This window comes from Proteus faecis (genome assembly GCF_030286765.1).
In the GTDB taxonomy this organism is placed as follows: Bacteria; Pseudomonadota; Gammaproteobacteria; order Enterobacterales; family Enterobacteriaceae; genus Proteus; species Proteus faecis.
The window spans coordinates 24749-47827 of the sequence record NZ_JASVWV010000012.1 but is presented as its reverse complement, the minus strand read 5'-3'; the positions used below and the strand labels follow the sequence as shown (position 1 = coordinate 47827).

Sequence of the window (23079 nt, the reverse complement as noted above, 5' to 3'; positions counted from 1 at the left end):
TATCATCGTTAATGCTCAGGTTAAATGCTGGGTGATAATTGGCAATAGTGTCCAATCTTGGGCTTCAGGCAAAAACATTCCCTTCATAGAAGAGAGCTGGTTTTGATTAAACTGAGCCATCTCATGAATAATTGATACTAATGCTTCATCAGTTAGCACACGCTCTTTTTGTTCAATCTGATAAGAAGCCCGCGGTTCTTTATATTTATTTTTTATTCTTACAATAAAAGTATTATCCAGAGAACAAAGAACTTCATCATTATCATCACGAGAAGAGGACATCATTTCATCTTTATTCAGCCCAGTAATAAAGAGGGTATTATCCCCTTGACTATCATTAATCGTAATTTCACCATGATGTTTGTTAATCAGATAGATATCGTTACCTTCACCACCGTCTAAATAATCATTGCCTGTATCTGAGATAAGAACATCATTCCCTTTCCCACCAAAAAGTTTATCGTTGCCTTCATTAGCAAATAAAATATGATATCCGCCTTCTACAATGAGGGTATCGTTACCCTTACCGCCAACAATAACAGAACACCCTTGATTTTTATTAATCACAATATCATTACCCGCTAACAGATCGATAACAGGCAATAACATAATATTTGGAATCGATTTATGTTTAAGCAAATTAGATAAAAAGGCTTGTTTTTGTAATTCTGGGGATAAATAGACATCAAATTCATCCATCACAATTTTATTTAAGACTATATCTTCAGGGATAATAATACTATCATCAGATTGAGTTATAGATAGTTTTTCTTTCACAATAGGTGTTAATAGCTGATTGCTGCTGTCTCTATCTGGTAAAATAAACATTTTACCGTATTTATCGATAATTCTTATTTTGATACCAGAACGCAAAATTGATCTTAGCCCCCACTGAGATACGTTCATATCAAGCCGACTATGTCCATCAGGGTTATAGCGATGAGATATAGCACCATTTTCAAACTTAAGCTCATAACCACTTACATCAGGTAAAATAAAAGTAGAGATATTATCAATATTCTCATCGAGATTATTTTTGTTCGGTAACACTTCAACATATTCATCTTTGTCTTGAGCTATAAACGTTTTTAATTGATAAACATCAACGCCTGCCGTTAGCCTAATTCGAGAATGATTATTAATTGCGAGATAAGTATTATTGTTACTATCACCTTCAATGCTGAGTTCTAATGCACTGCCGTCAGAAAGCCCACTGTATTCTAATTCTGGCAATATATTATGCTTAACAGCCAGAGTGCCTGAACGAACATTAAACTTTCGTTCGTCGTTATTTATGTATATATATTTATATTTATCATAAAGATTTGAATAGGACTCCATATAACTAAAATAAAATAAGGGATCACTTTTATTCATCACATTATTATTAAAATTTAACACAAACCCATCATTAGTAATAAAACAATAATTTTTTAATAACTCATAACCAGTATCATTTGTAAATATATTCTTTAAAGTAACGGATGTTAAAGGAAGAAGCGTTTGTATTTTATCTTTATTATCAACAAATCCATTATCTAATATAACAACGATATCGACCCCTACTCGTTTTATTGATTTTATATCTTTAAAATTATGTTCTAATTTAATAATATTTTGCTCAACTATATTTGATTCATTTTCTACTTTATCTTTTCCATTCTCTTCATCAATTATAATTGATATATTTTTTTTATCTTTATAGGAATTATTTAAACGTGAAATAATATAAATATCGTTACCTTCGCCTCCATTAGCAACTCCCTCTGATAATTTAATAATATCGTTGCCTTTTAATCCTAATATGCGATCATGACCTGAAACACCATCAATATAATTATCTTCGTCATTTCCTACCAATATATCGTCACCATTGTCACTACCAATAATATTTTCAAAACTATCTAAATAAGCAATAACTCTATCTGTCTGAAGAGAAATATTAGGCATAGAATCACTAATTATAACGGGAGATGCCACCCTTTTTTTTTCATCAAAATAATAAAGTTTTGAAGGTTTAAATCCAATACTATTAGTAGGCTGATTTTCAGAGCCACAAAACTTTACATAATTATCACGTAAATTTATATTATAACCTGTGTATAGTGGTGATTTATTAACGATATGCAAAGTATCGATCCCCTCCCGGCCATAAAAACGACTGGCATGCTCAGGTGCATGGGTAACAAAGAGATTAAAGTTATCATTCTTATTACCACCACTTAATCTTTTTACTCCATTAAAAATATCAAATGTATTGATTGCATTTTTTGGTGCTGAAATAATATCATTTCCGTTATTTGTATTAAAATAGAAAACATCATCACTATCACCAAAATAATCATATGTCGACTGTACTTCATTAACATTAAGTAATCCTAAATCAGGATTTAGTTTATCAAGATTAATATTATCTTTCGTATTTCTTATTAATGTTAAATATTCATTAGTTTCTAAATCGACATTATATTTATATAATTCATCAACATAAAAATCCAAATCAAAGATAATTTTCTCATTTGTTGGAATGGGATATTCTGGTTCATAATATTTATAATTTGTTTTAACTGATACCAGTATATCATGTTCAGAAGCTATATTTTCAGCCTCTTCTTTCTTATAGAGTTTACTTAAATGATTAGAAATAATTGAAATAGGACCATTGTTTATAATCCCAGTGGGATCTTGAGAAAAGATAGTTTTTACACTATAGTAATATTTTTCCTGATAATGATACTCTTCATTAGTATAAAAATAATAACTTCTTGGATTAGATTTAATTAATTTTTCATGAAAATTTTTACTTACCTCATCGGTTCTATTACGAAAATAATCTTTGGTATCAAGTAATGTCATTTCATTTTTTTTAGATGGCGTTAAATCACCTAAGAAAACAACCGATAATCCATTCTCGATCTCTTCACCGATAGTAAAGTTGACTCTTTTTTTAGCTTCTTCAATTACCCTTACTGCATTATAGATAGCTAAAAAAGTGGCAATTGTGGCACCAATCACAATACCGATCGGCCCCGCGGCTGTACTACCTGCTAAAATCGCGATTGAAACACCAATAGTGACTAATGCCGAAACGACGGCAAACGTGCCATTAACAATATAGTCAATTTTTTTTCTCGTATCAGTTTCACAAGCGATCTGACTAAAATTGTCATACGCATTATAAATATCAAAACCCACAGAAAGAATATTTAACGCAATTCCTATGCGAGTACTTATTTTCCCTACATATTCGGCTGGATTTGCCCTATATCTCAACATTCCTTTTGCAACAACAATTTCAATAATTTCAGAAAGCCCATTGTATGCCATTTCGGACCACATTATGGCTAAATTCTTTACCATCTCTTTGTGTTCGAGTGGCGTTAATTTTCCACTTTCAATAGATTCAACCATTTTCATGGTTGAAAGCATTGTTTGCCATATACCAAAACCAATATTTGCATAACCAACTTTGGATATAATTCTCATATGACGAGGAATTTTCAAAGAAGGATTTCGTAGTTCATGCCAATAATTAAAATCAAACTCACGATCATTCAGTTCAATAATTTTAATTAACCTTTCTTTTGCTGCCATATAATCGATACGAGAAGTATCTACAGAAAGAATATTTTTAATATTCTTTTCTTTATTTTTTAAAAGTTTTCGAAATAAAGAGACTATTTGTTTATCATCATCGCTACCAGAAGCAGACAAAAAGAAATCATTTAATTTATCAGCATCAAATCTTAATTTATTTTGCCAATCAGATGTTTTATGTAGATCGACACTTATAATAGATTTCCCTTCTATTTGACACCCTAGGTGAGACAAAAGATCTTTATTGATATTAACACCATTTATTTCAATAAAATTTTGTTTATTGATATTTGTAACAATGTTATTTTTCAATACATTCATTCTGTTAAATAATTCAGTGGGAATAATACCATCACCATCAACACGATAAATTGTACCTGAAAAAAGCTTTTCGCTTGAATTATCTAATGTAATATTATTTTTCACATTATCTACTTGATGTAGAAAACTGAACAAATCTGAAGTTATTTGTTCTTTATTATTACCTGTTATACTGATATCACCAAGCTCAGCAATAAAAACATGAAAAATAAATCCGCCATCTTCCGTAGAAACTATATTTAAATTAATTTTTAAGCCATCAATTTCTAAAAGATAATGACCAACAGGTAATTGAGTGATCTTATTATTAAGCCCCCCATCGATTATTCTGGTCATATAGCCACTCATTTCTTTTTTATTATAAATATCATTAAGCAATGAGTTAAAAACAGATAAGTATTCTGCTTGTTCTTGATTCAATTGATTTGAAGAAGATTTTTTATATAAAAACTCTAATAAATGAATATGCTCCATTAACGTATCATGGCTCATTTCTTTATTTAATCCACTATATAAAAGTGTTAACAAAGAAGTTATTTCATTATTATATTCAAAAGGTAGTCGTAAAATAGATGTTTGATATTTATTTTTATTTTGTGGTGATTGAAGTAGTTTTTTCTTTAACGCTAAAATAACATCTTTATAGTTTTGCTTATCATTTTCAGTTCGTAATACTTTATAAAAAACATCATGAATCGAGTCCCCTTTAAAATTAGTTTCTTGAGTTAAATAAAATTTCATTCTTTCAATAGCATGAGTAAAATCGTCATAACTCTCTTGGTTAGAGACTATTCGCAATAATTTTCCATTTAATGAGTTAAAATCACAAGAAAAAAATTCCATCAATAGTGATTTTGAAGCATCAGATAATAGATTTATACAGCTAGGCATATCATTAATAGCTTCAACGAGTATTTTTATATTGATAGTTTTTTCATTTAACGAATTATTTGAATAATAATGATGACTAAAGCTTTCCAACCACTCTTCACGACTGATTTTATTATTTACATATTGGTTATATTTTTTGTTTGAAAGTGGATCATTAATAATTTCATTAAGCATACTGATATAATCTTTTTCTGCTCCAAATATTGATGATAACTCTTGAGCATAGCGATATTCAGCATATTCTGGTGTTAATTTCTTATTGATAATTTTATCAATAAAGTTACTCTCAACGGTAGTGTCTATAAATTCGTTGTTAATTTTATTGACTGTATCAAGTAGCTGTTTATCAGAAATTACAGTTTCCAAAGTTTCAGTAGCGGTACTTCTATGAGTATCAACAGCAAATCCTTTTAAATTTGCATTATAAAGATCAAATATGGGTTCACTTTTGACTAAAATATCCGTCGCTTCTAATACGATATAGAGTTTATTATTTTCTTTTTTTTGTGAAATCACACGATAATGTTTGCCTGGAGCAACCATAACTTGGTCGGTAAATCTATCACTAATACCGGTCAGCGTTCTAGCATTATGCGTTCCTACGATAGATATAAAGACGTTACTTTCATTTTTCTTTATTTTTTGGGGATTTCTATTAGCCCTCAGAACACCGCTAGTTGTGATAACTGATCCCGCTTCAATATTTTTTGTATAACTGGATAAATTTTCTACATAAATAGATTTATAAATTGATCCTTTGATTTCAGGTAATTCTAATATTATATTAAATACATTATTTAGTCGGGTTGCATCTGTACGATTTAGATAGTTTTTTTGATCAGAAATAATATAATCAAATAATTTATATCCTCCTCTTTTAAACCAGTCTAAATCTTTTTTATAATGATGGATTTTCTTTTTTAAGCTTATAGACAGTTTATTATAAACACCATCACCATCCATATAATTTTTAATAGCCTCCGCATGTTGGTAAGCCGATTTTAATAATGCTATTTCTTTGTCTACTTGCTCTGAGCCTGTATAAATAATATTTTCAAAATTATTATTTTTTATTAACTCAAATACACGATTAAAATATTTATTATTAATATCATCCAATGATGATTGATAATTATTTTTATAGCTCACTGAAAATATTTTATCTAGTGTTTCACTATTATTTATAAAGTTTTCAGAATTTTTTCTTCTTTTAGAAAAATGATCTTGTCCTGTACCCTCATTCCATTTCTCATTTAGAGGTGATATAAATCCATTATTTATTACTAACTGCTGAAAATCTGAAAATTCTTTTACATTACGAATAATAATAGTATTGTTTTCATTAATAATGAAAAAATCTTTTAAAGTATTATTATCACTATTTAATACTTTATTTAATAATTCATCTGGAACGAAAAAGGTTGCTGGAAAATTATCAGTTATTACTGAAAAATGATTAGTAACATCTGCGCCATGATGGATCATCTCTTTTCCTCTTTGTAAAGAGGTATTAATTTTATCTTTTACTTTCTTAACATGAGCACTGATAAGACCTAACTGTTCACCCTCATAGCGGTCATAGAGATCTTTATTATTATAATATTCTTGGTAGGTAGGTGATAATTTTTCGTAATCAACACTACTTTTCCATTCTTCCCAAGATACAGGTTTTTTGACCATTGTCGTTTCGCTGAGATCATTATAAGAATACATCACTGTAAACAAATCATAATCTGCAATCATTGGTTTTTTGGATATTGGGTCACCTAATACATGGACAGGCACTAATTTCTCATTATCATGATAATTAACTGTATAAAAAATTTCTCCATCCTGATTAGATTTAGATAGATAGAAATCATAGTCACGATTATCTACACTACATGTAACCTGAATAGTGTCGGTTAATAATTCAGGAAGTTGTAAAATATTATTGTGATGTAATTCTCTAATACGCTCAGATGAAAGTATGAGTGGTATCTTGATAGCATATCCTTTATCAAGAGCTCCCTGAATCGCTAGATTATATTTGGTTACATCATTTCTGGCGGATAACTTAGCAAAAGATTGGTCAACAGGAATAAATCCTGCCATAGGTCCCCAATCAGCACTTTTTCCTTTAATTAAAAGCCCTTTACTGCTGTATTGTTTAGATTTTATTAATGACGTTGATTGAACATCTATTGGTCTAACACCAACAATCACATTTTCACTATTTGCAATTTTCCTGAATGTTTTTTGATCATTATCCGGCATGCCAATAACTGGAGCAGGCTCTTTTTCAATCGGTAATAAAATCAGATTTCTTGATTGATAACTAGAAAACTTTCTGGTTGGATCTTGTTGGCGATATCTAGCATCGGAAAAACAATTATATGCTTCTCGTTGACTAAAACTAAATTCTTTAACCTCATGACCAAACGATTTTAAATTTCTATTGATGAAGAGATTATTTTCATCTGTAATTTGATGATCATAAGCAATATAAATATTCGCTTTAAAATTTAATTCACCAATTTTATTAACAACTGATATTAGATCGTTATTAGATGAGCTTAAGACAATCCCTTCTGGAAAATAACCTTTTTTATTTAATGATTGGTATAAATCAATTACTTGTTCACCACTTCGGTTATGCCCATGCAGTAGAATTGAATCCGTATCTGCGTTATATCTTGCTTTCAAATACTCAAACGCTTTTTTACCTGCATCAACGTCTGTAGAACCATCAACAATAAAGAGATCGTAACCAGCTCTATGATATTCTTGAGAAAAATTTAAATAATGGCTATTTAAATCATTATCATCCGTTAGAAGTAAAACAACTTTTCGACTTGTAGCAATTTTTGTATCAGCAAAACAATAATAACCGTTTATCTCTGCGGTATTAATTGTTAATAAACTACCCTCTACTTTTTTACTGTTAATTATCGATTCTTTATATTTAACATGATAACTAAAATCTATATTTTCATGTAAATTAGTATTAACACCTCGATAATTAATAATATTACTACCAACTATATTATCTAGTGATTTATTATTTATTTTTATTTTCGAAAGGCTTTTAACATTAACATCAAGGACTTTATCAAACAAAAATTTATTTTTAATATTTTTTTCTAAACTGTATATCTTACCTGCATTTATCTCTTTCGATTTAAAAAAATCATTAAGATAAGATATGAATTTCTTTTTAGATGAAAATTCGACCAATCCAAAATTAGGATCATAAAAACCGAAGTTATTATTTTTTTTATCTAAATTAGCCCAAGCAGTAATAACATGATTTGATGTATATAATTGCAAATAGCAACCATCTGAATTGAGTTTTTTATTCGTCAGTTTATTAATAACATAATCTAATGAGCGTTTATTATTATCATTCAAGCCTACCGTAGTTGAAATTCTATGATGATTTTCACTTAATTCATTAAGACTCGCAATAAGTTCCTGACTAGAACGCTTAAATTTATATTCATCATAAACATCATGATTTATAACTGATTGTGCCAGCACTAAATTATTAATAAGGCTTTCAACTCTTCCGATATCGCCTGTATGCTCTAAATGTTTTGCAACTAACATTAATATTGTTAATGCTTCACAACGCCCTGCGCTTCCATCTTTTAAATTAAGTAAAATTTGTTGCTGAGGAAAAAAAGAGTGTATTGCTTTTTTATCTATACCATTATTTTGATTAATTTTATCAAACAGTCGAGTAAAATTTTTATTCTGCTTGGTTTTTAATCCTGATTGGTAAGTTCTTAGATCAATTTCTCTAACTATTGCACCTAGTTGTTTCTTTGTAAGACTATATTTATTTAATTCAATATATTCTAAAATTTCTTTAGTTGTCATTTCTTGAGAATAGTTATAAATGACCGTTTTTATATCATCTTTGTAGCCTAATAAAAAGTTTTTATCGCGTCTAAATTCCGGATATAAAATTGATAATTTTTTATAGATTTTATTGGAATAAACAACATTACTAAAATATTCTTTAATTTTATTATTGTTTTTTATTTCACAAATTATTGGTTCATCAACGTCCAATTCAGAAATTATAGTATCTATATTTTCATTTCTATCATTTCTGTGATTTGTTGATGTATTGGTATAAACAGTATCAGTTTGTGATCTTCTAATCTCTTTATTAACAACATTATAAATAGGTGTGTTTAATTTATTTGCCAGCCCCTCGACATGTATAATTCCATCTTTAAAATTATAAAGTTTATCTTTATCTGCAATAACTAGAACCCCCTCGCCCATAATTGTATTTTCTGTAATTATATGATGGAAGTTTTTAATAGAAAGGTTTTTGCTAATAAATTCATTATGAACTCCATTAATACTACTTTCACCCGTAGCAATAATAGAAATATTATTTTTAGCACAGGTTTCTACTAACTTCCTCAAATTATCATTATCTTTTAATAAATTTGAAATTCGAGTATTGTTTTTTATTCCTTGAAGATAATTATTTAAATCCACTTGATAGATTTGCGGTATTAAGTCTATAATTATTTTCTTAACATTGTTCATTATTATTGTTGGATTATCTAAAATAAACTCTATATTTTTTTTATTATTTTCAAATAAAATAAAGCCCACACCTGTTTTTTTTATATTTTCTATAACTATTCTTTTAATTGTACTTTCTGAAATAGTATTATCAAAATAAGGATATTCATCATTATTGGTAAGCACTTGACTTTCTGTAGTCGAAACGAAATTACTCAGTGCATCGAATTCCAATTGTAATATTCTATTTACATAATCATTATTAATAAATTTCTCAGAAAATATCTCTTGATTAGATTTTGAATGTCCGTCTCTATGTTTATCAATCTCTTTATCTATAATTGACAATAATGCTTTAACACCTTTGTTATTATTAAATAAAATCAATTCATTATAATTTATTCTTAAGTTTAATTGATTATCACCATCAAAATAAATCCTATTTTTTAGTTGATTAATATCTATATCATTTATTATTTCTTTTAAGTTATGATTATGATTATCAAACACTATTGTATAATCGTAATTTGCTACACCTTGTGGCCTGCTTATTTTCTCAATTAAGTACTTATGCGTTATTATTCTATCGTAAACAAATTTACTGTCGTTAATATTGCCATTATTAACACCATTTACCATGACTTGATAGAGCTTAGTAGCAATAATGCTATTTTTTTCAGCTATAGCAATTATTTTATTTTTTTCACTTTGCAGCCCGCCAGAAAAAAGGCGGTTCTCTACATCGCTCTTTATTTCTATTAATTTATTATTTACCAGATTATCTTTATATTGATTTGTGAATATCGATATTGCATTAAGCAATTCTAAGCTAGACTTTAATTTTTCAAAATAGATATTAGAATCTAATTTATTTATTAAATTTTTTATTTTTTCAAAATCAAGTTTAATTATATCTTTAAAATTTGATGAAGAATTACCAATGATACGAATATAATCATTGCGATTAAACTCAATATAACCAACCAACCTTTTATCTGCCCATACAGGGTTAAACTCTATCGGTGTAATAGCTATATTATTATTTGTTTTCTTTAAAATAATCTTGCTGGCATTTTGATGCTCAATTATTTTATTTATATTTTCTTTTATTAAAAAGAGTCCATCTTCAACAATCGGTTCTACAACACTTATTTCTATTAATTTATTATTGTGCTTTATTTGTACTATTAATATCCCATTTTCATCATAATGCATTACTCTCCCTATGATATCTTTAGAAAATTCCAATGAAAAATCGATTGTTTTTAGCTTTTCTGCAATACCTTTATTTCTAAACACCTCTCTACTTTTAGATGATTTTTCATTACTAAACAATGGATTATATTTTTTACTACTCACTTCTACAAATTCATCAAAACCATAACATGATATGTTCCCTTGTTCATAAAGCCCATAGATCTTTTGCTTTTCTTTAATTATCTTTTTCAAATCTTCGATATTATCAAACTCAAAAATACCGAATCGAGGTTCAAAAAAAGTAACTTTGTAATTTCCATCCGAGTATTTTTTATAAGTAATTGCTGTTTGATGTTGTTTATATTCGATAAATATATATCTATTATCATTTCCAGTAAGTAACCCATCTATTTTTTTGAAAAACACTTCTTCGCTTAAAAGAGTTCTTTCTTTATTAATTGGTGATAATCCGACATCGCTCAGTACACTAGAGTAAGGAACTTCACCATTTAAATCATTATATAAATATTTTTGTCCTTTAATTCTTTCTTGCTGATAATTATGTGCAATAATAATATTCTTCGTTTCTTCTGTTAATTGCATTAAATTATATTCATATATATTTCTTTGTAATACTTCATAGAAGCCACCTACTTTATCTGAACTAGGCTTATTTTTATATAATTCGGCAGATTTTTTTAACCACTTTAGGTAATTTTCAGCACTCTCTACACCAGCATTTCTAACTTCTATTAAATACCTTAAGCTCAATCCATAACAAAACCCACCCATCACATCTTCTAGCAATTGACCAGTATAACTACTCGCCGCTACATTTATTCGTTCTAGCATATTTTTTAATGGTGAAATAAAATCTTTTCCTTGTGCAAATATGACACCACTTTTATTTTTTTTCTCAACGATCCATTTATTATTTTTCTGATACAGTAATACTTCAGATTTATTTTTAATTTTATAATTATTTTCAGAAATGATAGAAGTCGCTTTCTCAATATTATCTGTGTAGATATGAACGAGTGTTTCAGTATTAGCCTTATCATTTTTTACTATAAAAATCTGTTTATAATTGTATGATTCAACTAATTTTATAGAGAGGTTTTCATTAATCTTCACAATCTCATTTAACTTTATATTATTAATAATTTGTTTACTTAAAAACTTTTCATCTATATCCCATTTTTCTATATTTCTGGCCAATTGAGTAAATTCTTTTCTCTTATATACATTTATATTAACTTGTATACTTCCATCTAAATGAGTTATATTGTCAAATAAATAATTTAACAAAAGTTTTCTATTATTAAATGAACGCTTCTTTCTATTAAAACTGATAATTTCATATTTATTTTTTTCATTATCAATATAAATATAAAATCTCGCCCCTGAAAAATTAAGATCATAAATACTATATTTGTTGCTTGTAAAAAATGTTTCTAATGTTTTTTTGTTCGTCGTCACCTTATTAACTATTTGCTGTGTTTCTATATCTTTAATAAAAGATTCTATATTTTTATCTATTTTATTCTTAATAGATATCATTTTTCTTGTTTCTTTATTTCTATCATAAATAGAAAAAGATTCTTCTATTTTAAATAAATATTCTTTTGCAATATATTCATTCTTATAAGTAGTAAGAATCAAATATTTTCTTAATAGTAAATTTCTAATGTCATGATAATTTATTAACTTATCTGGTATATTAGTTTTAATATATTTTTCTATTCTTTTAGAAAGATTATCAATATTAATATTTAAAATCGTTGTTTCATGCTTATTCATAATAATATTCCTTTACCTATAAGTAAAATATAAGTTATTTTATAATAATTAGGAGCTATAATTATATTTTGTCATAATAAGTTGATTTTAACTTTTATAAATTCGTTTTTTTAGGTAGGATGCTATATATATTCAATAAAAAATGCGTATAGATAATTAATATAAATAAATTTTTACTATTTAAGTGATTTTTAAAAGCAACAATATTCGCATGAGCAATCATTATAAAACAGGCATTGCCGATAGGAATAAATAAAAAATTGAATTTATAAGAGAATTGTATTTCGCTTAAAAAAAAACCCTATGTGAAGTACATAGGGTTTGTCTGTAACCTGAAAGTCTCACCCAAACGGAGGATAAGCACTTCCCTCATGTATGAGAGTTTAATCGCAGATTATAATAAATCAGCAATCATTTTCTCTAATTTTTCCTGATCGACAGCAAATTTACGAATACCGTCAGATAATTTATCTACTGCCATTGGATCAGCGTTGTGCTCCCAATAGAATTGAGCTTCAGTGATAGCTTCTGGACGCGCTTTCACTTCACCTTTGTAGGATAATTTATGTTCAACTTCACCTTCAGCTTCTGATAATTCTTTTAACAGTGCTGGAGCAATAGTTAAACGGTCACAACCGGCTAATTCTAAAATTTCACCTATATTACGGAAGCTTGCGCCCATAACAACCGTGTTATAACCGTGTTGTTTGTAATAGTTATAGATTTCAGTAACAGAAATTACACCTGGATCTTCAGCTGGAGCAAATTCTTTTTTATCGGTATTGGCTTTATACCAATCCATGATACGACCAACAAATGGAGAAATCAGGTAAACACCTGCTTCAGCACATGCACGTGCTTGAGCGAAAGAGAACAGTAAAGTCAGGTTACAGTTGATACCTTCTTTTTCTAATTGCTCTGCGGCACGGATACCCTGCCAAGTAGATGCTAATTTGATAAGAATACGGTCATTACTGATACCCGCATCATTGTAAAGTTTGATTAAATGACGTGCTTTTTCGATACACGCTTGAGTATCGTAAGAAAGACGTGCATCAACTTCTGTTGAAATACGACCTGGGATCAGTTTTAAAATTTCTAAACCGATATTTACTGCCAGTTTGTCGCAAGCATCAACGATTTGTTGTTCACGAGAATCACTTTGTGAACGCGCCCATTCAATCGCTTCATCAATTAATTTACGATATTCAGGAATTTGAGCTGCATTTAAAATTAAAGATGGGTTGGTAGTTGCGTCTTGTGGCTGATACAGTTTCATTGCTGCAATGTCACCAGTGTCAGCAACAACAGTTGTCAGCTTACGCAAAGAAGTCAATTTGTTAGTCATTTTGTTTATCTCATCTACTAGGTAAATCTGTTTGCAGTCACCTGCGGATATCTATTGATAATAACATGGACTGCTCACACTACAAGACGCTTAGATTCATACAAAGCAATTATTTGAATGCCAAACGTTTTCGCAAAATAAAAGCAGAAAAAAACAGAAGAGAAGCACGGGCTGAATCGTTTAAATTATCAGATTTCATGACAAATAAGAGAAACCATTGTTTTTTCCTATTACTATAATTTAATCTTTAATCAAAAGAATTTGCTATATTTGGTCAATATTAAAATAACGTATCGAGGGAATTATGCTAATCACTATTTCACCAGCAAAAACACTGGATTTCGAATCGCCTTTAGCTACAACGCACTTCACACAACCTGAATTGCTAAAATATTCCCAACAACTTATCGAAGAATGTCGAAAATTATCATCAAGTGATATCGCAAGCTTAATGAAAATAAGTGATAAACTCGCAGGATTAAATGCCGCCCGTTTTGGTGAATGGCAACCTAATTTCACACCAGAAAATGCACGACAAGCTATTTTGGCATTTAAAGGTGATGTTTATACTGGAATGCAAGCTGAACTTTTTTCTGAAGATGATTTTCAATTTGCACAACAACATTTACGTATGCTTTCTGGCTTATATGGCGTATTGCGTCCTCTTGATTTAATGCAACCTTATCGTCTTGAAATGGGTATAAAGCTAAAAAATAAAAAAGGCAGCGATTTATACCAATTTTGGGGAAATACCATTACAGAAGCGTTAAACAAAGCACTTGAAGAACAAGGTGATAATATTTTAATCAATTTAGCGTCTGATGAATATTTTAAATCAGTTAACCCGAAAAAACTGAATGCTGAAATTATTAAGCCTGTTTTTCTTGATGAAAAAAATGGCAAATATAAAGTTATCAGCTTCTACGCTAAAAAAGCCCGTGGATTAATGAGTCGCTTTATTATTCAAGAAAAACTAACTAATAAAGCGCAACTGAAAGAGTTTGATCTTGAAGGTTATCAATTTAATTCTACAGAATCAGAGGGTAATACCCTAGTATTTAAACGTGCTGAATCCATGGCTAAATAGATTTTGTTTTAAATTAAACGTTCAATGATGAAATAGCCCTTAATAAAGGGCTATTTTTAATCGTTAGAGTTCCCAATGCTTTACTACCGCTGATAATGGTGACCATGCTAATGGCAGAACAAGTTCACTATCTTGCATTATCTTTAATTGTTGTTCATTAAACAGCGCCATTTCTTGAATAATTGCAGCAAGAGATTGTGCGGAAAACATACTTTTTTTCTCCGTAATAGAAACTGTTTTATCTTGTTGCGCCTTTACAGTTAAAATAAACTGATTATCCTGCGTTTTATACTGCATATCATCGCCTACTTGAGAAGCAATAAGTTTTTCGTGTTTTGATAACCCTGAAATAAAAAGGTGGCTACTGTTCCCTTCATCATAGATAGTCACTTTACTCTGACGCTTTTTCACAATATAAACATTATTGCCGGCACCACCAGTTAAATGATCATCACCAAATTCAGATATTAATAAGTCATTTCCACTTCCAGCATTAAGATTATCATTCCCTTCTCCTGCAATTAAAATATGATGCCCATGATTAACGACAATATGATCATCCCCTAATCCACCATTAATCACCGAACTATTTTTATTACGATTAACAACGATATCATTCCCTTCCATTGGCTCAATAATTGATAATAAGTCAATCGCTTGATTGAGTTGTCCTTGCGAAACAAGTGAATAAAGTGGTGAGTAAGAATGAGAAAGAGAATATTCAGATAACGTCTCTTTATTTAAAGTAAGAGATTCAGGGATCATAAGTACATTATCTTCAGCTGTTATTGCTAAATTTAAGTCTGTAATAGGAACCAGCAAACGTTGTCCGCTCTCTTTTGTTGGAAGAGTAAAAATCCGATTATCTTTATCAATAAAGCGAAGCTTCATTCCAGCTTCCAAAATAGTATTAATATAGGAGGGTTCAAAAGCCAATTTTAAGTAAAAATCCGGATGATAACGATGTGATATAACATTATTGCTAAACATTAAATCAAAACCGCTAATATCAGATAAAAAGAAACTACTGATATCGTGGTAAGATAATTTTTCTCTATTGTCAGGAAATAAAATATTAATTTTATCATTTCTGTTGGAAGCTAAAAATGTTTTAATTTGATAACTATCACTACCTGAACTGAGTGTAATAATCGAATTTTTTGTAATACCAAAATAATGATTATCTTGAAAATCGCCTTGAAGACCAAACCGTAAGTTCTCTCCCGAAGAAAACCCACTATATCTTAATTGTGGTAATAAATTGATATTTTTAGTTTTATTCAAGTATGAAAGAGATAAGGAGCGATTATTATCATCAACATATAATGATTGGATATCATCTTCAGTATTATTATATTTACCTATATAACTAAAATCATATAATACATTATCTTTATTAGCTTTACTTGCCGTTAATATAAAACCATCCATTGTTGTCAAAGTATATCGATGAACCAACGAATTATTTTCTTTATTTTCATACACATTTCTTAGTGTTATTAAATGATAAATAGATTCGTTATACTGATTTCCATCATTCACTTTAATATATAAAACAATATCTTTCCCTTGGCGACGAATAGAATGTATTTCATCAAAATAATAATTTAATCTTATAAGACTAGTTTCCACTTCACTTTTTTCATTAATGATAGTTTCAAACTGAATATTGTAATTTTTTTCTAAAGAGGCTCGTAATATAAGATAATTATCATTTCCATCACCACCTTCAGCATATCCCTCTTGTAGAACTAAGGTATCATTTCCCCCTAATCCATATAATAAATCAGCTCCCCCCATGCCATCTAAGTAATTAGCTTTATGATTACCATAAAGAGTATCGTTGCCAAATTCACTACCAATAACATTTTCAATACTGTCTAAATAAGCGATAATGCTATGATTTTGCAAGATAATATTAGGCATGGAATCAACTATTTTTTTTGAATAAAGACGCCCATTCTCTTGATAAAGAAAAAGTTTTGAATGGAAACTTTGACTATTTGTTTGCTCTTCTGAAGGTTTAAATTTGACGTAATTATCTAATAAATTAACTTCATATCCTTGATATTTATTTGTTGTTTTTACAATACGAAGTGTATCACTTCCTCCTCTACCATAAAAACGACTTGCATAAAGCGGAGACTCTGAGGCAAATAAATTAAATATATCTTCTTTATTTCCCCCACTTAGTCTCTTCGTTCCATTATAGATATCAAAGGTATTCTTAGTATTTGAAGGGGCTGCAATAATGTCATTACCATTATGTGTATTGAAATGAAAAACTTCATTTTCATTCCAACCTGATGAGTAATATTTTTTATTTTTATTTGATTTTATTAAATCACTTATTAATTTATTTTCACCCAATAATAATATACTGTTTTCCCTCGTTGTTTTCATTTTTCTAATAAAATTACTATCAATAACGTCATCAAAAATAGGTGAATGACCATCAGGAATAATATCTAAGGTATAACGCTTTAATTCTTTCACATAAAAATCAATATCAAAAATAAGTGTTTCATTCGTAGCAATGGCTTCTTTAGGCAAATAGTATTTATATTCTGTCTTTTCTGCACGTAAATGATAAGAGAGCGCGGCAATTTTCTCTGCTTCTTCTTGACTGAGATTTTGAGACATCCGTTGAGCAACATAATCTCCCAAGGGATTTAAAATTGAATCTATTGTTTTTCCTATTAAGTTTGGCAAAACTTTATAATAATAATATTCTTGATAAACCTGTTTTTCATTTGTATAAAAATAACGACTCTGATAATTCTGTTTCTTTATTTCCTCAAGATAACTAATCGCTTTTTTATCAATCATCTCTTCTAATTGTGTTTCTGTTTCCAGATAGACAATTTCATTCTTTTTGTTTGGTAGCAAATCCCCCATCAAAAAAGCATAAAAACCATTATCTAGCTCTTCTCTCAGTGTAAAATGCACTTTTACTTTTGCTTCTTCAATAAGTCTTGTTGCATTATAAATCGAAGTTGCAAGTGCAATAACGGCACCAGCCACAATACCAATAGGGCCTGCAAGCGTTGAGCCGGCAAGCATTGCAATAGAAACCCCAAGCGTAACCAATCCCGAAACAACAGCAAGAGAACCATTAACAATATAATCAATTTGCCTTTTTTTATTATCCTCATCAGAGATACGGCTAAAATTATCGTAAGCGTTATAAATATCAAATCCAATAGAAAGAATATTAAGTCCTACTCCAATTCTTGTGCTTATTTTATTGACATATTCCAATGGATTATGCCGATATTTTAATAAACCTTTAGCTAACGTAATTTCAATCATTTCGGAAAGGCCATTATAAGCCATTTCAGACCACATGATGGCAAGATTATTAATAATCTCTTTTCTTTCTTTCATCGTTAATAGCGGATTATTAAGTTGTTCCGCAAGCATAAATGTAGTATTGATTGATTGCCACATACCAAATGTAATATTTGCATAACCAATTTTGCTAATTATTTTCATGTGACGAGGAATGTTTAATGATACTTTTCTTAAAACATCCCAATCTTGTGCTTGATACTCTTTATGACCTAATTCATTAATTTTAATTAATCTTTCTGAAGCAGCTAAATAGTCAATTCTATTCGTATCACCAGAGAGTAAATATTTAACTTTATCTTTTTTATTATTTAATAAGTAACGAAATAAAGAAATGAGAGATTTATCTTTTTCATCCCCAGAAAAAGAGAAAAAATAATCATTAAGGAGATAAGGATCAAAGCTAAGCTTTGATTCCCATTTATTTACTGTATTAAGATCAACAGAATCGAGACTTCTTCCATTAATTTTCGCCCCCAGATTAATCAATAGTTGTTTATCAATAGAAAAATCACTTATTGTTATAGTTTCTTTGTTAAGTAATTGTTGATTATTTACCTTTAAAAGTTCTAACGGATTTAAATCATTTGCTTGTTCTAAGGCCTTAGCGGGTGGTAAAGAATCAGGTATCATCTTATGATGAACCATCGTAATGATATTTTGAAATGAATTTATTATTTTCTTATAGTTTTTAAAAATAGAAATATTATCTAGTAATGAACGATATAAAATTCCATTTCTATTTTCATCAAAAAATGAAGTGAGTAAATTCTCTGAAAAAGAACTTAGGTTTTTTATCAATACAGGATTGTCATAAATTGAATGAATAATCTTAATGGCTTGATTTGCCTTTTCTATTAAGGTGCTATGCTCTTTTGTTAGTAAATCTAATGAATGCCATTGTTCAAATGATATTTCACCTAATAAATATTGATTAAATTTATTGCTCATCAATGGATCATATATTACTTGTGTGATTTTATTTTCTAACTTCTTTTTATCTATTGTCTTAAAACTGACTGATAATTCATCTATATATTGATGAATTGCTTTTTTTATTGAAATATCCCCTTTGATAATTTCATTACTGATACGTTTTAGTTCTTTTCTATGATATTCTACATTAACAGCATCTACTTTATTAATAATAGAACCAATTTGATACATATTAAGATCATAGCGATTTAATGTAATATAATTCAAAATATCAGATAATATTATCTTATCTGAATAATCCACGATCACCTTTTTTATTTCTTTGTCATATCCTAATTTAAACTCTTCATTTTCTCGATAATTAGGATACAGAGATGAAATGACTTGATAGATTTTTTTTGCTATTTGATTATTTTCTATCTCTATTTTCTCTTCATTTGAAATAACAAAATCATCATCATAATTTGATGATAAAGGCATTATATTAAATGCCATTGCTCCCATAAGTAGTGGTTTATCAATATACTGTCTCTCAATAATGGGTTTCACAATGATATAGTCTTGTAAAAGAGAGACTTTATTATCAATGATCTGATAGATCGGCATATTTAATCGCTGAGCAATACCTTCAACAAAAAAATCACCAGATTGATAACTTAATAACTTTTCTTTTTTTGCAAAAATAATGGTTCTTTCATTAAAGAATTTATTTTCATTAATAATATTTTGTAATGTATCAACATCATTTTTTTGTTTAATAAACGTATGATGGAAAAGCGTATTATCTTCACTTCCTGTCGCAATGACTCTTATTCTATTTTTTAAACAATAATCAAGAAAAGCGCTTATTTCTGGGTTATCATTTAAGTAAATAGCTAAATCTTCACTTTTTACGCCATTATAAAAATAGATAATAATATCATCTTGATAGAAGGAATTGATACTATCAACAATAACATTATCAATATTTTTATTACTAAAGAATTTATTATCCAAAAATAAAAATTTAAAATTATTTTTATTATCATCAAAGAGCAAATAGCTACTATCTATCTCATTTTTATTTTTAGAAAATGAATATTCAAATATATCAACAGGATTATCTTTATCAATATAAAAATTACTAGGGTGATAACTATAATTATGTTCCCTATAGCCATTATTGAAATAATTTTCTAACTGACAAATTTCATGCATGATCATTCTATTAGTAAATTGATTATTTCTAAAGAGATCAAAATAGAGTTCACTATAATATCCAACTTTATCGCCTTTATTTATATCTATTTCTGTTTCAATCAAACTCAGTAACTTATTAACATACTTATCACTTCTATACTCTGATAATTTCTTATAATTCTCTTTTAAATGTAATTTACTTTCATCCTCAATTAAAATGGTATTCTTTAACTCAGGTATATTAATACTCTCTACTATCTCATTAACATATTGATAGCTATTATGAAACTCGATAGTGTAATCATACCCCTCAACGCCAACACATCTTTTTTTATCTATTGACAAATAAGGACTTTCAATAATTTGATTATAAATAAAATTACTTACACCATAAGTACCATCACTAATTTCGTTTACCATCAATTGATAAAATTTTGCTGCAACCAAACTATTTTTCTCAGCTAATTGCATGAGTTTTTCTTTCCCATAATTTAACCTGTCATAAAATAGTTTATTTTCTAACTTATTTTTTACTTTATTTAAAATTTCAATAAGCGATATGCTTTTATTATCACTGTTAAAAATATTGATTTTATTAATTAGAGAGAAACTAGCTATTAGCTTATCAAAATAAATATTTCCTTTTAATCTATCAATTAAAGAAACAATTTCTTTCAATTCTTTAGCTTTTTTTCCTTTAACAATATGGCTGTTTATTTCAATTAAATCCCGGTAATAAATATCATTAAATTCAATATACCCATTTTGTTTCTTGATCTCTTGAAAGTTGTTTAATTCATCCACAACAATATCAACACTATTATCATCATTCTTATTTAAAATAATCTTACTCGCCTGACTATTTTCAAGAATATCATCAATATAATTCTTAACTAAATAAACACCTTCATCAACATATGTATCTTTTACAATAACTTCAATTAAAATATTTTCTTTTTTAAGTTCTAGAATAAGATCTCCTTGTTTACTATAATGAACAATTCGCCCTGTGATATTATCTTTAAATGGTAATGAAAAACCTATTTTTTTTATATTTTCAGCAATTCCTTTATTTATTTCTATATTATTACAATCCCAAACACTTCGGTAATTTGAAATCTCACTTTTGGTATATTCATCAAAAATGATATATCTTTGATCATCAACATCATCTGATCCATAAAAATCCATTTTCTTCTCTAATACTTCGTTCATAGATCTAACATTAGAGTATTCTAACAACTCACTATTAGAATCAAATAAAGAAAATTTATAATTATTCTCAGAATATCTTTTATAGGTAATCGCAATAGCATGATCTTTGAAGGCAATAATAGCATAATAATCATTGTAGCTATTCATAACATGTTCTAAGTGTTTATGAATGTTATCTATATTAAATACTATTTTTTTAACATGTGATTTTTTTAATCCTCGATGTTCTAATATCTGACTATATTCAAGTGGCTTAAATGTATCAAAAACAAAATATTGTGATTTTTCACCTAATCTATCCATTTGAAAGTGTTGAGAAAATATAATACTTTTAATTTCTTTAATTAGATTTAATATTTCATATTCTTGTATACTATTAAATAAAATAGAATCCAGTTTATCGGCTATAAATTCTTTTTTACTCTGATAAGAAGATATGCTTTCTTTTAGCCAGAATAAGTACTTATTTCCTCCTTCTAAGCCGCTGTTTCTAACTTCAACTAAATAATTTAAGCTCAATCCATAACATAAACCTGTTAACACATGAATATGACTAAAATCATAATTAGTTTCTGTTGAAGCAATAAGATTGACTCGACTCAGCACTCTTTCTAAAGGTTTTAATAGATCGGTATATTGAGAAAACTTTTTCACAATATTATTTTTTATTTTAGTGATAAACCAGCCAGTACCGATTTTATAGAGCAAATGTTCACCACTCTCCATTATCTGATCGTATTTAGATTTTGCAACTGTAAATGCTTCTTCTATATCATCGACATAAATATGTAATACCTTTTCTGTATTTTCTATTTTATCCCTAATAATAAAAATATTTTTATATGAATAACTTTCATTTAATTCAATAGAAATATTTTCATTAACATTTATTTGTTTCCTTTCCTTAATATCATTAATTATTTCTCTAAAAATATTTTTACTATTTACTTTCCAAGTTTTATTATTATTAAAATAACTAACATACTCTTTTCTATTATAAAAACGATAATGTAATAAATTACTATTACTTTTATCACCTATAACATCATAAACTTTATTTATTAGATCTCTCTTGTTATAAAAAAAAATCGCATATCCATCAAAATTAATAATTTTGAATTTATTGTTTTCACTATCTATTTGTATAAACATCTTATTATCTTCAAATTCTAGATAATAATCACCTGATATATTATTCTGGATTAATAATTTTAATCGTTCTTTTTGTATTTTATTGGCTTCTCTGCTTGCTATTTTAGCACTATTTGAAAATAAACTTTCTATACTTGAATTAATTTCTTTTCTAATAAAATCAATGCCTTTTGTGAAATCATTTTTATGATAGAGTGAAAAATTATTATCTATCTTTTCTAAGAATTCATTTGCAGCATATTCATTTTTAGAAATAAAAATAGAAATATAATTCTCAGTTAATACTCTTTTTACAGAACTTAGTTTAAAAAACAGCTCTGAACTATTTTCTTTTATATGCTCCTCTATTTTTAACACAATACTATTAATAATATCTTTGAAGATTATTTCTTTTAATCCATTCATATTTAATTTCCTGAACGCTAATTGATTCTATTACGGGAAATAAAATATATAAATTTGTTTTTATATTTTTTAA

At 28.0% G+C, this 23079-nt stretch carries 4 protein-coding genes; 1 reads left to right on the top strand and 3 read right to left on the bottom strand.

Going from position 1 to position 23079, the window contains the following annotated elements; translation table 11 throughout:
- Positions 1 to 15: 15 nt before the first annotated feature.
- Entirely contained in the window at positions 16 to 12333 is a 12318-nt protein-coding gene (locus QSH13_RS14590) for an anthrax toxin-like adenylyl cyclase domain-containing protein (RefSeq protein ID WP_286039317.1), read from the bottom strand.
- A gap of 394 nt (positions 12334 to 12727) precedes the next feature.
- On the bottom strand, positions 12728 to 13681 hold the full coding sequence (gene tal / locus QSH13_RS14585; protein WP_072063732.1) for a transaldolase: 954 nt from the start codon (positions 13679 to 13681) through the stop codon (positions 12728 to 12730).
- Between the two features lie 304 nt (positions 13682 to 13985).
- Between tal and yaaA the strand changes: the two genes are divergently transcribed.
- The gene (gene yaaA, locus QSH13_RS14580) at positions 13986 to 14768 is read left to right on the top strand and encodes a peroxide stress protein YaaA (RefSeq protein ID WP_286039316.1); all 783 of its coding nucleotides are present in this window, start codon (positions 13986 to 13988) and stop codon (positions 14766 to 14768) included.
- A gap of 63 nt (positions 14769 to 14831) precedes the next feature.
- On the opposite strand, the gene QSH13_RS14575 is transcribed toward yaaA, so the two are convergent.
- Positions 14832 to 23006 carry an RTX toxin gene (locus tag QSH13_RS14575; protein ID WP_286039315.1) on the bottom strand — a complete coding sequence of 2725 codons (8175 nt, stop codon included), beginning with the start codon at positions 23004 to 23006 and terminating at the stop codon, positions 14832 to 14834.
- Positions 23007 to 23079: the final 73 nt, after the last annotated feature.